At 39.3% G+C, this 13918-nt stretch carries 10 protein-coding genes; 6 read left to right on the top strand and 4 right to left on the bottom strand.

The features are described from left to right. Positions 1 to 39 precede the first annotated feature (39 nt). Positions 40 to 1536, bottom strand: a complete 1497-nt coding sequence (locus HU823_RS08500; RefSeq protein ID WP_231607338.1) for a DEAD/DEAH box helicase — start codon at positions 1534 to 1536, stop codon at positions 40 to 42. A 49-nt stretch (positions 1537 to 1585) separates the two neighbouring features. Beyond that, positions 1586 to 2434: a DegV family protein gene (locus HU823_RS08495; protein ID WP_197221817.1), complete on the bottom strand. Its 849-nt coding sequence runs from the start codon at positions 2432 to 2434 to the stop codon at positions 1586 to 1588. Positions 2435 to 2905: 471 nt separating this feature from the next. On the opposite strand from HU823_RS08495, the gene HU823_RS08490 reads away from it, so the two are divergent. Continuing rightward, complete coding sequence (locus HU823_RS08490) at positions 2906 to 4699, top strand: ATP-binding protein (RefSeq protein WP_197221816.1); 1794 nt, start codon at positions 2906 to 2908, stop codon at positions 4697 to 4699. Between the two features lie 327 nt (positions 4700 to 5026). Here HU823_RS08490 and HU823_RS08485 read toward each other — a convergent pair whose 3' ends face one another. Beyond that, the gene (locus HU823_RS08485; RefSeq protein WP_197221815.1) at positions 5027 to 5758 is read right to left on the bottom strand and encodes a response regulator; all 732 of its coding nucleotides are present in this window, start codon (positions 5756 to 5758) and stop codon (positions 5027 to 5029) included. Between the two features lie 12 nt (positions 5759 to 5770). Then, complete coding sequence (locus HU823_RS08480; RefSeq protein WP_197221814.1) at positions 5771 to 6919, bottom strand: sensor histidine kinase; 1149 nt, start codon at positions 6917 to 6919, stop codon at positions 5771 to 5773. Positions 6920 to 7232: 313 nt separating this feature from the next. On the opposite strand from HU823_RS08480, the gene HU823_RS08475 reads away from it, so the two are divergent. The 5 genes from HU823_RS08475 (at position 7233) to HU823_RS08455 (ending at position 13868) form a co-directional block, all read left to right on the top strand. Next, positions 7233 to 7871: a YigZ family protein gene (locus tag HU823_RS08475; protein ID WP_197221813.1), complete on the top strand. Its 639-nt coding sequence runs from the start codon at positions 7233 to 7235 to the stop codon at positions 7869 to 7871. Positions 7872 to 8018: 147 nt separating this feature from the next. Beyond that, positions 8019 to 9065, top strand: coding sequence for an LCP family protein (locus HU823_RS08470; RefSeq protein ID WP_197221812.1), 1047 nt, complete (start codon positions 8019 to 8021; stop codon positions 9063 to 9065). A 181-nt stretch (positions 9066 to 9246) separates the two neighbouring features. Continuing rightward, positions 9247 to 11664, top strand: a complete 2418-nt coding sequence (locus tag HU823_RS08465) for an SH3 domain-containing protein (protein ID WP_197221811.1) — start codon at positions 9247 to 9249, stop codon at positions 11662 to 11664. A gap of 30 nt (positions 11665 to 11694) precedes the next feature. Then, the gene (locus HU823_RS08460; RefSeq protein ID WP_197221810.1) at positions 11695 to 12357 is read left to right on the top strand and encodes an SH3 domain-containing protein; all 663 of its coding nucleotides are present in this window, start codon (positions 11695 to 11697) and stop codon (positions 12355 to 12357) included. Positions 12358 to 12362: 5 nt separating this feature from the next. Then, the gene (locus HU823_RS08455) at positions 12363 to 13868 is read left to right on the top strand and encodes a SpoIID/LytB domain-containing protein (RefSeq protein WP_197221809.1); all 1506 of its coding nucleotides are present in this window, start codon (positions 12363 to 12365) and stop codon (positions 13866 to 13868) included. Positions 13869 to 13918: the final 50 nt, after the last annotated feature.

Below are 13918 nucleotides of genomic sequence, written 5' to 3'. Positions count from 1 at the left end.
AGGCCTCAGAATAAGATTCATGACAGTATAAGCAATAACTCAAATTCCAGCCTCCTTATTCATGCTCTTTATATGATTGATGGCTTGTATCATGCTGAACAATTTACCGTAATGAAAAAGAATAACCTCACCGTTATGATCATCTTTACTTCTCCCCGCTCTTCCTGCAATTTGAACGAGCGCACTTTCTGTGAACACATCGTGATCAGCACCAAAAACGGCTACATCTAAAAAGGGTACGGTGACTCCACGCTCTAAAATGGTTGTTGTGACTAATACCATTATATCTTCATTCCTAAACTGACTCACTTTTTCTTTTCGAAGTGGATCTTCTGCATGGACACTATCTACTGGTACATCGACAATCTTTTTTATAAGTTCTGTCAGTTTTTCTAAAACGGATACGGAAGAGACAAATATCATGGCTCGTCGTCCACTATCCGCTTGAGCTTTCAACCACTTAAGAAATGGAGCAGGTAGTTTTCCTCTTTCTAATCTCTTCTTCCACTCACCATTCCAAACCATTTTTGGAACAGGTAGTGGAAATCCATGAAACCGCTTTGGAATTTTCACGCATTGTAATCTCCCGTTAATCAGTGCTTTTTTCATTGTTCTAGAAGGAGTCGCAGATAAATAAAGAAGAAAGTGTTTTGGTGTAACGGCATGAGACACCGCATGCTGAAGAGTTTTATCATAGGAATAAGGAAAAGCATCGACTTCATCGACGATTATGATGTTAAACGCTTGTTTAAATCGGTACAGCTGATGTGTGGTTGAGATGACGAGCTGTGCTGGTGTTTCACGTTCTTCTGATCCACCATAATAACTCGCAACCAAGGTATTTGGAAAAACCGCTTTTAAGCGAGGAGCTAACTCTAGTACAACATCCGTTCGAGGAGTCGCTATACAAACTCGAAGCCCCTGGTTTAATGCTTTTTCAATTCCTTTAAAAAGAACTTCAGTCTTCCCCGCACCGCAAACAGCCCAAATCAAAAGTTCACCCTCACTGCCGATTCGCTCCACAAATTCTTTAGATGCTAGTTGTTGACCACTCGACAACTCCCCTTTCCAATGCAGATTGTTTTCATGTGACCACTTCACTTCAGGTCCATTCCACGTCACCAATGGAGTACACTGGCTCACTCTTCCCATCATGATACAGTTCCGACAGTACACACAGTTATCACTCTTACAGCGAAAACAAGAAAACACGGCAAACAAACGACTCTTCTCATTTCCACATCGCCTACATACATGACCGTAAGAAGTTTTACTAATACCAGTGGAATATTTCACATAACCGTTCTCATAATGCTTTTGAATTTGGTCTACTGTAATAGCTAATTCGTCTAATAGAAATTGCTTACCATAGAGGATTTGTTGAAGTTTCTCATCATACTGAAATGTTGGGTTTAAAGGAGGTTGTTCTACCATTGGAAGTTCACCAAAAGGGACAGCTTTTAAAGAGGAATCGTTAACAAGGGTTTCAGGGGTTATTGTTAAACGGTCGTTAAAAAAAAGGGAGACAAACCTCATCGTGTTGTCTCCCCCTGTTTTAGAGATTTCATTTTCATCTCTCCAATGATTATTCTTTTATCCACGTAATGCCGAGTGAGCCTTCACCTAAGTGCGTGCCGATGACGGGTCCGAAGTAGCTAACCCAGACGTCTGCGTTAGCAAATTTTTCACGCAGCTCATCAGCGATCTCAACCGCTTCATCTTCACGCTTAGCATGAATCACACTGATTTTTACTTTATCATTCGGTTGCACATTCTCATCCATGATGTCAAAAATACGTTTTATTGCTTTTTTCTTCGTACGTACTTTTTCAAACGGAACAATTTTTTTGTCTTCAAAGTGAAGAATTGGTTTAATCTGAAGTAGATTTCCTACAAAGAGTTGTGCGGTGTTCAAACGACCTCCGCGGTGAAGATGATTTAAATCATCAACCATGAAGTAAGCTGGTACTCCGTTGTTCTTCATCTGCAGCAAATGATTCATAATGTCATAACCGTTGAAACCTTCACTCGCGAGCTCAGCAGCTTTCAACACATAAAAGGCTTGAGGTGAACAGCTGATCTCAGAATCAAAAACATGAAGCTTTATTCCTTCAACCATTTCGCCGGCAGCTACTGCACTTTGATAGGTTCCACTTATGCCACTCGATAATGTAATCATCACTGCTTCATCATAGTTCTTAGATAGCTCTTCTAATAGTTCCACAAGCTCGCCGATTGCGGGCTGGGACGTTTTAGGAAGGGCTCCTTCTTTACCAACCATGTCGTAAAAATCGTCTGCTTTTATTTCAGCTTCTTCTTTGTATGTTTCTTTGTCAAAAACTACGTTGAGCGAAATCATTACAATATTTTTTTCGTTGCGAATATGTTCGGGTATGTAGGAAGTACTGTCTGTAATGACGGCTACCTTGCTCATAATTTTAGTCCTCTCTTATGCCAAAAATCTTGTTTTTTTCTCCTCTAACAGTGTACACCATCAGAAAAAGTAATTCACTAAATTCAAATTTACTTACACTAAGTATTCTCTTTTTTCTTCAACTATCCTTTATGTGCTTTTTACCTGTTTTCTGCATTACGAGAAAGCACCTTACAATATAAAGTGATTCTGCATAGGTCATTTGCTTAATTTAAGCTTGTGAAGCACATGTTTCTCAAGATTTTAATCTATTTTTTGGTATCAACATCAGTTAAAATTCCTTCAAAATCATCTTAATTACTTGCTTTTTAACCATTTAAAATTATGTCCATACCGTTTTCTACACCGGTGTTCATTATTAAGCACACGAATTATTAATCTTTTTAAAAGTTTTTTTCGAATGAAGAAGGAATTTGTCGGATATGGAAGAAATTAGAATGTGAGACATGTTTTAAAGGAGGGCTAGGACCATTGGATCATAATCTATATATCGTAATACTCTCTCTATTCGTTTGCTTTCTGTTCGCTTTAATCTCACTCGATTGGGTCAATCGGCGTACAGAAGAGCAAAAATCGCAGCAACAATTCTTACTAATAGGTTCTGTTACAATGGGCATCGCAGTTTGGGCAACTCACTACATGGGAATGTTATCCATCCAAAGTCCCGTTCGTGTAAACTACAATTTTTTAGTTGTTACCGCAGCACTTGCTGCAGGTATTTTCTTCTCTTATATATCGTTCTTACATTTTACCTCTGGAAGACCGCAGAATAAACTCTTTGTACCCGTTAGTTTATTTAGCATCGGTTTAGTGTCTGTTCATGTGATTGGGTTGTTTTCTATGCACTTGCATATGCCGATGGAACCCAATTTCATGTTTATCTTACTTTCCATTTCTTCAGCCTATTTTTTTTCATGGCTCGGCTTTTATATACTCACTAAAACAAGTTTTTCAGCAAGAAAAGTCTCAGCAAGTCTTTCATTCACACTAGGTGTTAGTCTTATGCACTATATCGGTGAAATGGGCTTAATGGCTGGAACCCCTACTTTCGATTGGCATAGCAGTTTTCCAATCAACAACATCAACATGACCGCTACTTTACTAGTATTTGGTGCAACAACCGTCGTATTGATTCTATACATTCTAGAACAGCGAAATCAAAAGAGACTCGTAGAACATCAATTTCAACTGCTTGAATCTGAGCACCGGTACAACTCACTATTCGAATTGAATCCTGAAGGCGTTTTTGTAATCGGTCCAGATTTGAATTTTATAAAAGTAAATTTTTCACTTGTACTGATCACTGGCTATTCATTAGATGAGCTGCACGATATGCCGTATACAAACCTTTTAAAAGAAAATGAAATCTCAAATTCACTGGATTACTTAGATAGAGTGATTGAAGGCGAAACAATCAAACATCCACTTACCATCATTCATAAAGAAGGACACGAAATAGAGCTAGATATTACGAGCATCCCTTATTCAATACGAAGTGATATGACCGCTGTAATCGGAATCGCAAAAGACATGACCGCCATCAATGAAGCTCAAAACTTTAAACAAAGAGCAAACACGCTCGCTTATGTCGGAGAACTTGCGGCGGGTCTTGCGCATGAGATTCGGAACCCTCTAACCTCTATAAAAGGGTTCGCGCAATTGTTTCAGTCTCAAAACACAACAAAAGAAACGCACCATTTCTTAGGCATCATGTTACGAGAAACAGATCGAATAAACTTTATTATCAGCCAGCTTATGATACTTGCTCGACCACATATGATTTTGAAAAGTAACCACGACTTAAACGAAGTCATCAAACGCTCGCTTAAATTTATAGAAGAAGAAACAGACTTTGAAACCATCTCACTAAACCTCGAGCTGCCAGAACAACCTGTTCTTTTAAAATGCGAAGAAAATCTAATAGCACAACTCATATTAAATATCGTAAAAAATGCGTTAGAAGCGACACCTTCATGGGGAACCATTTCGCTTCAGCTTAAACAAACGAAAGAAAATATCACTATCGCCATTCAAGATGATGGACCCGGCATCCCCGAGCACCTCCTACCAAAGCTCGGACAGCCGTTCTATACAACAAAAGAAGGCAACCCTGGACTTGGCCTCTTAATCTGTTACCAAATCGTCCAGAACCACGGAGGAAAGATGAGGATCGAATCAAAAGAAGGCTACGGAACAAAAGTCTCACTAGAATTCCCAATAACCGTTCCATCAGAAGAAAAGGTTCTCGAAATGAGCTTGAGTTGATTTGGTTTTTCTTAACTCGAAGTAAATAAACGAGAAGGATTTTATTTTAATTCCTCTCTGAAAGTTGATTGGAGCGCAAGGTGCAAGACTCCTGCGGGACAGGTGGGCAGGTGAGACACTTATACGTGAAACGTACGAATGTGGCTCACCGCCTGCCCCGCGGAAAGCGAGCAACCTGGAGCGGAAATCAACCACTTGCAAAGCATCTTGAAAACTCTAAAAACCACCCACAACGATTCACAAATACATCCCCGCACCATCCCACTCGCTCCAAAAAAACTAAACAAAAAAGACCTTCAAAATCGAAGGTCTTTTCTCCTAAATAAATCAACGCACCTTTACCCAACCATTCTTGATCGCCTCAACAACAGCCTGCGTACGGTCATTCACATTCATCTTCTGAAGAATATTACTCACATGGTTCTTAACCGTCTTCTCACTAATATAAAGCTCTTCCCCAATCGTACGGTTGCTGCGTCCATCCGCCAACAACTGAAGAACCTCACACTCACGACGCGTTAAGATGTGAAGCGGCTTACGATATTCAACTTCAACAAAACCAGCTTTGCTCTGCTGTGTTTTACTCGTTGTTGATAATCGACGAAACTCATTCAAAAGGTTATACGTAATCTTCGGGTGAAGATACGCTCCACCATCCGCAACTACGCGAACCGCTTCAATCAAAGAATCAGCATCCATCTCTTTTAGGAGGTAACCAGATGCACCTGTTTGAACCGCATGAGACACATACGTCTCATCATCATGGATCGAAAGGATAATCACCTTCGTATCAGGAGACTTCTCGACCAAACGGCGCGTTGCTTCAACACCGTTGATGTTTGGCATGTTAATATCCATCAACACCACATCCGGATTATGGTCGCGGACGATGTTTTCCGCTTCTGAGCCATCATCACCTTCAGCAACAACAGAGAATTGATCTTCCATATCTAGAATACGTTTTACCCCTTCACGGAACAAACGGTGGTCATCGATAATCGCTATTCTTGTTTTCTCAGGTGCTGAGGCGTTATTTTCGTACACATTAACATTATTCATGTGTGAACCCTCCTAGTCTTGAATGGGAATTTGAATGTAAACACTTGTACCGAAGTTTATGCGGGATTTCACTTTTAAAGTTCCTTCGAGCAGTTCAACCCGCTCTCTCATCCCCATCATGCCAAAGGAATTTGATTTTGCTGGCTTTGCCAAATCGAACCCTTTGCCATCATCTCGGATATATAAAGAAATAAACTTTTGAGTAAACTCAAGTTTAACCTCAATCAGTTTCGCTTCAGAGTGCTTCACGGCATTGCTTACGGATTCTTGAATCAAACGAAAAATCGCAATCTCCATCTTATTCGGAAACCGCCGGGTCTGACCAAGAGCATGAAGTTCAACCTCTATACCTGTACTTTCTTTCACATTTCGCAAATATTTGTCTAAGGTAGGAACGATACCAAGATCATCTAGAGCCATCGGTCGCAAGTCATAAATGATTCTACGTACCTCTTTCAAGGAGTTTCGAACCATGACCCGTAAATCTTTTATTTCAACACGAGCCGCATCAGTTCCTTTTTCTATAAAGATTTTCTCTAAAAGTTCTGAGCGAATAAGCACATTTGCCATCAATTGAGCCGGCCCGTCATGAATTTCACGCGATACTCGTTTACGCTCTTCTTCTTGGGCTTCTATAATCTGAAGTCCAAACTCTTGCTTCTGTTGAGCGTTTTGGACAAGTTCGTTAATTTTTCTTAGATCACCGTTAAGATAATTCAAAACAACAGAAATCTGACCTGCCAAAGACTCCGCTTTTTGAACGGTTTCGTTCAGTGCACCGATTCTCCGTTCGAGTTCATCTCTTTTTTCTCGAAGTTGTTTCTCAGTTTGCCGGATAATGGACAGTTCGATTTGATACTTATTGGCATTCTCATACGCATCACGAATATCAGATTCGCTGTACCTTTGAAAATGCTTGCTCACTTCTGCCAGTCGAGTTCGTGCTAGCTTTGCATATTCCTCAGTTCGATCAGACTTATGAATGACCTCAATGACCTGCTGCTTAACTATCTCAAGTTCACGACGCAACTGCTGAAACTCTTGACGAGAATGCTCACTGATCTCAAAGATTTGTGATTGACTTGCCGTAACCGTATCGATGGTCTGATTTAATATTCCGTCCAACAAATGTGGATCTATCGTTAACTTAGCTGCAGTCATGTAAATTTCCCCCAATTAAAACGATAAAGAAGTGTACCCGGAAGTTCTAGAACCATCTTGCCTAATTTATATGCAGGACTTACTACCCACTTAGACGAATCATATCGCGAAGACATTAATCCTTCTAATATACTACATTCGCCAGGATGTGGAATTTTATGACTTTTCTTGCTAAAAAATTTTAAAGAATTTGAATGGTTTTTATAATCACCTTATAATGAAGGATAACACGATAGACTTGAAACATGAAGATTATTCGACAAATTTGACATGAAATTCATAATATTCACTACTCAAAGGAGTTTTAAGCCATATGCTTGCCAATTATCTTGCCGTAAAAAACGAAGGTCAGCACGAGATCGTGATTGAAAAATCTCGTTTTATCGCTCATATCGCACGGGCTGCAACAGAGGAAGAAGCGATTGAATTCATTCAAAAAATTAAAAAGAAACATAACAGCGCCACACATAACTGTTCGGCATACTTAATCGGAGAAACGGACAATATTCAAAAAGCGAACGATGACGGAGAACCGAGTGGTACTGCAGGTGTTCCAATGTTAGAAGTACTCAAAAAACGGGGATTGAAAGACACAGTTGCTGTTGTCACACGATACTTCGGTGGAATCAAATTAGGTGCTGGAGGACTCATTCGTGCCTACGGCAAGTCTGTATCAGAAGGCCTCAACCATATTGGCGTTGTAGAACGTCAACTTCAACAGATCATTCATATCACTGTGGATTACACACTTCTTGGTAAAATGGAGAACGAACTGCGCAACTCTGCATACCCCATCAAAGAAATGAACTACATGGAAAAAGTGGAGATTCAGATGTATGTACCGATAAAAGAAAAAGAAACTTTCAAAGAGTGGATCATCGACCTTTCGAACGCACAAAGTGAGATTGTTTTTGGTGAGGAGGAGTATTTGGAGAAAGATGTGAAATCCTAAAGTATACCCACCAAATAATATTTTTCCCCGAAAGCTATATTGTCGTTTTTTAGACAATTGTCTATTTTTGTCTCATAAGCTATTATGAAAGAGTTATCAACGATTAATACTTCCAATACTATTGGACTAAAGGGAGTTTACATTTTTATGAATCAAATGAAAAACACAAGGGTAAGAAGAAGAAAACGTAAGAAAAGCCCATTTCGTCGATTTATGCGTTTCGTACTAGTTGTTACCCTTTTATTCGTTTTAAGTGCCGCTGGTTACGGTGGGTATTTAGCATACAAAATTAAGGCAAATGCAGATAAAAGCTTTGTTGAGCTTGGTGACAGCAAATCTGATCTTCGTATAGATGATGTAAAGCTCGGGAAAGATCCAGTAACGATTTTACTAGTAGGTATTGAAAATTATCAAGAAAACGATGTGGGTCGAGCCGATGTAGTAAAGCTTATTACGATCAATCCAACAACAAAAGAAGCAGCGATGGTCAATATTCCACGTGATACACGTACTTATATTCCTGCTGTGGATAGAAAAGATAAAATCAATCACTCTTATGCATATGGTGATAAAGAAGCTAGAGAAAAAGCTGTTATGGAAGCTACAGAAGAATTACTTGATGTTCCGATTGATTATTTTGTATCAACAAACTTTAATGGTTTTGAAGATATTGTAGATGAACTTGGCGGCATTACAGTTAATGTGCCATTTGATTTCAAACAACCTTCCTTTAAACGAATGATTTACTTTAAAGAAGGCGAAATGGACTTAAATGGTGAAGAAGCTCTTGCTTTTGTTCGTATGCGTAAACAAGATCCACGTGGTGACATCGGACGTAATGAGCGTGAAAGTGAAGCGATTCGAGCAATCATGGACAAAGCACTCTCTGTCAGCTCGTTCACAAAAGCAGATAATGTCATCGATCAACTTGGTAACAATGTAAAGACAAACGTTACGATGAAAGAAATGTTTGCAATGCGAAACTTTTATAAAACCATAAAAAATAAAGAGTTTGATTCCTTACAGTTAGAGACTTATCCTGAAACAATCGGCGGAGTATCTTATGAAATTCCAAGAGACGAATCGATTGATGAAATTAGTTCAGAGCTAAAAAAAATACTAGAAATTGAAAACTCAGATTCCAATTATCAAAACGATTCTAGTTCAAATGATTCAAACAACGAAGAATACTAAACTCCTATTAAAATAATATAAAATCTTCAAATACGCTCTAAAGCCTTTGGTCATTTACGACCTGAGGCTTTTTTTATTACCATTATTGTAAAAAAATATATTATTTTGTCATTTTTTATAATATTTTTAACAATATTTACAATAATTGTTGTAAAATAGTTTTCGAAGGAGCGATTGACAATTGAAAAAAATTATATCTTCCGGACTAATTTTTAGCACAGTGCTTGTTTCTTCTGTTACTTCTGTATCAGCAGAGACAAACGAAATGGTCAGTAAAGGTGACTATGTCAATATAAGAAAAGGTGCTACTACTTCCTACGAAGCGGTTGGACAGTTGTTAAAAGGGTCGGTAGTAACGAAAACAGACGAATTTACAAACAGTCAAGGTGAACTTTGGTATCGTATAAAATTTGGTTCCATTGAAGGCTGGGTACTCGCTTCATTTCTAGAAACGCAATCCAATGCTGATCAACAAGAATATACAGCTAAAGACGTCTATGCAAAAACAAATAATATAGCGATCAGAAAAGGAGCAACCATTGCCTACCCTTCTATCAGCACAATATCCATTAACGAAAAACTCCACGCATTCGATCGATACGTGAACAGTACTGGTGAAGCTTGGCTAAGGGTTACTACCCCCTCAAATGTAACAGGTTGGGTTCAAGAACGTCTGGTGAGTGAATCAAAAACAGATACATACATAGGCAAAACACTATATGCGAACAAAGCAGATATACCTCTTAGAAAAGGCGCTACTTCTCAATATGCTGTTGTAAAGTTGCTAGCATTAAATTCTCCTACTGTGATACTTGATCAGTTTGTAAATGCCTCAAATGAAAAGTGGTACAAAGTGGATGTGAATGGAACTCAAGGCTGGATTCTTTCTGATCATGTTTCCGTCACAGCACAGCAAAATATTGAAAAATCCATGTACATCAATACGGCGAATACGACTGTTCATAAAGGCGCTTCAACTAGCTATGTATCGATTGCAACACTCACATTAAATGAGCAAGTAAAAGTCGTAGATGAATTTACAAACAGCCTTAATGAACAGTGGAATCGCGTACAAATCAATAGTTCTACATACGGTTGGGTAAAATCTCAATATTTGATTGACACACCTAAAGAACTTAACAACATTTATATCTCAATTGATGGAGCAACGATTCGAAGTGGCGCTAGTACCTCCTATAAAAGCCTAACTTCGCTATCAAAAGGCACACTGTTGCAGAGCTTAGACACATTTACGAATAGTGCAGGTGAAGTGTGGTACCGTGTGGAATTTGCGGCGAATCAATTTGGCTGGGTGCGTTCTGATATGACATCGACTCAACCCATACCAATGAACGAAGTGAAATATGTGGGAACTCGAGGAGCCAATCTACACCGAGGTGCATCCTTTCAATATGATGTACGCACAAAATTAGCGTATGGAGAAAAAGTAACCATACAACAAGAATTCATTAATGCTTATGACCAAAAATGGGTGAGCATAAAAACTAGTTCTGGAATTACGGGGTGGACACCTTCCTGGGAAGTGTATTCGACTGCTACAGGTGCTTCTACTGTATATAACGCTTCTAAAACAGGTCTAAGAAAAGGAGCATCTACAAGTTATCCGATCTCCATTCAGCTAAGTGCGGGAACTCCCTTGCTTAAACTATGGTCATTCAATGATTGGTATAACGTTGAGATGCCAAATGGAACCCGTGGCTGGATTCTAAAGAACGAGGTTTCAAATGTTTCACCAAAGGCACTTCTTAACCCTGCAGTAAGCATGGTAAATAGCACTACTCACAACGTGAGCTGGGAGAAGGCTGCACCTATCACCTTGGACTATTCATTACCTAGCTCGAATCAGATTAAGATTGTTGGTGGTTTGACCAACATCGAACTCCCTTCTTCTGTTGCGGGTATCACGAGTACGACCTCAGTAACTAACAGTGATGGAACTAAATCTTTGCTTATTACTTTGGACTCTAGTTATACCTTTACTCTACGAAACTATGAAAATAGCTTAAATATAAAAATAATGAAAAAAGGATTAGCTGGTAAAAAAATCATTGTTGACGCTGGTCATGGAGATTATGATCCTGGTGCCATAGGTCCCAATAAAACGAGAGAAAAAGATGTGAATTTAGCTGTTGCAAAATATTTAAAACAAGAACTAGAAGCAAATGGCGCGACTGTATTACTGACGCGATCAACTGACATCTTTTTAGAGCTAAGTGAACGCACTAATATTTCCAACGCTTCTGATTATGATGCCTTTATTAGTATTCACTCAAATGCATTCAATGAAACATCTAGAGGTACTCAAACATTCTATAACTCTTCTGTTTCCTTTAACGGTCCACAAAGTAAGCTTATGGCAAAAGACGTACAAGCTTCTCTGACACAACAAGTTGGGACTTATAACCGTGGGTATACAGAGCAGAATTTTTATGTGAATCGCATGAACGAGCTTCCGAGTGCACTAGTAGAATTAGCTTATATTTCAAATCCGAATGAAGAAAAGCTGTTAGCGTCCGATACATTTAGGAGAAGCGCTGCTTTAGGAATTAGAAAAGGTCTACAAAACTTTTTCCAATAAACAATTATTATATAGGGGGATTTATTTTTTATGAATATCAAGAAAAGATGGGTAGCTGGCGTACTAGGAACGGCTTTAACGTTTGGAGCTGTTGCAGGGACAACGAGTGCAGAAGGAAACGTTTTATTGGCGAGTGTGGAGTGGGTAAATGCTCAATTGAATCCAATGAAAACAAAGGTCACTTCACTTGAAACCAAAGTAGCACAGCAGCAAACAGAGATCAACCAACTTCGTGAAGCGATTGCGAACGGCAGTACACCGCCACCTGCAACATTACCTGACAAAGTCTATGTATCAAGTTCGGTTGCAAAAATACGTTCAGGTGCAACGACAGAATATAAAGTACTTGCAGAAAAGCCATATGGATCAACTCTATCAGTTATTGATAAGTTTGAATCTTCTAACGGGTTGTGGTATCGCGTAACAGTATCATCTACTGTAAAAGGCTGGATCTATACTGGAGATGTGTCTACTACTCAAGTATCTGCTCCTACTAAAGTTGTTACAACTGCTAAAGTAAACATTCGTAAAGGTGCAACAAATAGCTATGATGTTGTAGCGACTGTATCTTCAGGAACAACATTAAAATACCTTTCTAGCTTTACAAACGATTCTGGTGAAACTTGGTACAACGTTCAAACTTCTAGTGGTGTTAAAGGCTGGATGATCTCTACTTATGGTGAGGTGAAATAATCACCATGAAAAAAAGAATCGCTACCCTTTTTACAGCAGGCGTGCTTCTCGTTACACCGCTTGGTGCTCAAGCCGCTACACCTGTTGCTTACAAAACACCCGTAAAGGTTCAAATTCAAAACACCGCAAGCTACAGTGTATATGTTAAAGGTTTTTATAAACTTAAAAACCTTTCAACAGGTGCTGAAAAGTTTCTTCAACCAAATATGAACGTTGCTGTATCTAAGAGTTCTGGTGGTGTTTCCATCTCAGCGAACGGCATTAAAGAAAGTTCAGCAGCTGGATTCAGCCTAACGGAGCTTCAAGGCGGCGTAAAGATCTCTACTTTTTCTAACGATACACCGATACGTTCAGGAGCTTCGAGCAATTACAGTGTAAAAGCGACTGGTAAATCAGGTGAGGCTGTAGAATACATAGGTCAGATTACAAATGCAGCTGGTGAAGTATGGTTAAATGTTAAAACCGCAGCAGGTATCACAGGTTGGGCTTCTCGTTCTACAACCTTTTTACCTCTAGCTGCTCCATCACTTTCTTTGATAACGGTAAACAGTAAAAATTACCGTGGGAGCTTCGATATCTTACCTAACTCTTCTAATGTGAAAGCCATTAACAATTTGGACATTGAAAGTTATTTAAAAGGTGTCGTTCCAAATGAGATGCCTGCAAGCTGGCATAAAGAAGCGTTAAAAGCACAAGCGATAACCGCTCGTAGCTATGCAGCAAACACTGGTGTGATGCAAGCAACCACATCTAGCCAAGTGTATCGTGGCTACGATTCAGAAGATAGCCGTGCGACAACAGCAGTAAATGAGACGGCTGGCGAATATGTGATGTATAACGGAAAACCTATACAAACGTTCTTCTTTTCAACAAGTGGAGGAAGAACAGCAAATGTATCAGATGTATGGAATTCATCTCAATCAAGCTTCCCATACCTCGTAAGTGTGGAAAGTCCTGATGAGAAATCGTCGCATAATTCATGGTCTCAATCTTTCTCGTCAAGAACACTACTCACTAACTTTGGGTTCGGTTCGAATGTAGTTCTTTATGATATCCAACTTGCAAAACCAGGCCAAAATGGTGAAGTGCGAGGAGCAACTCTTGTAACTTCTGCTGGTACTAAATCTTTTTCAGGAAACGAACTCAATATGCGTACTTACTTCAAGTCTGGTACAAGCTTATTGCGATCGAACTGGTTCGACCTTACTGCAAGCAAATCATACAGTGTACAAACAACCACTGGGCAACAGTCTCAATTTAGTGTTTTAGGACAAGGTGTACAACTTGCTAATGGCACTTCAAACGTGTTTGGTTCAACAGTATCCGTTCAAACAGCATCAGGAGTTGTCTCACAATCCACTGACCCTGCAAGCATCGTAGCAAACGGTAAAGGCTGGGGTCACCGTATCGGCATGAGTCAATACGGAGCAAAAGCATATGCAGAAAAAGGCTGGACAGCAGAAAAAATCGTTACCCATTACTTTAAAGGAACTACGATTTCTACAAAATAAAGGTTGATTGAAATGCATTCTAGAACGGAAATCACCTGCTTCCAACAGCC

Source organism: Fictibacillus sp. 18YEL24 (assembly GCF_015903855.1).
Taxonomy (GTDB): Bacteria; Bacillota; Bacilli; order Bacillales; family Fictibacillaceae; genus Fictibacillus; species Fictibacillus phosphorivorans_C.
Note: the sequence above shows the minus strand (reverse complement) of the source record. Positions and strands in the feature narration are given on the sequence as shown.

Bases quoted from the DNA above. Each gene is read 5' to 3' on its own strand.
- HU823_RS08495 (WP_197221817.1), bottom strand. From the start codon at position 2,434: ATGAGCAAGGTAGCCGTCATTACAGACAGTACTTCCTACATACCCGAA.
- HU823_RS08475 (WP_197221813.1), top strand. From the start codon at position 7,233: ATGCTTGCCAATTATCTTGCCGTAAAAAACGAAGGTCAGCACGAGATC.
- HU823_RS08460 (WP_197221810.1), top strand. From the start codon at position 11,695: ATGAATATCAAGAAAAGATGGGTAGCTGGCGTACTAGGAACGGCTTTA.
- HU823_RS08500 (WP_231607338.1), bottom strand. From the start codon at position 1,536: ATGAGGTTTGTCTCCCTTTTTTTTAACGACCGTTTAACAATAACCCCT.
- HU823_RS08480 (WP_197221814.1), bottom strand. From the start codon at position 6,919: ATGACTGCAGCTAAGTTAACGATAGATCCACATTTGTTGGACGGAATA.
- HU823_RS08455 (WP_197221809.1), top strand. From the start codon at position 12,363: ATGAAAAAAAGAATCGCTACCCTTTTTACAGCAGGCGTGCTTCTCGTT.
- HU823_RS08485 (WP_197221815.1), bottom strand. From the start codon at position 5,758: ATGAATAATGTTAATGTGTACGAAAATAACGCCTCAGCACCTGAGAAA.
- HU823_RS08470 (WP_197221812.1), top strand. From the start codon at position 8,019: ATGAATCAAATGAAAAACACAAGGGTAAGAAGAAGAAAACGTAAGAAA.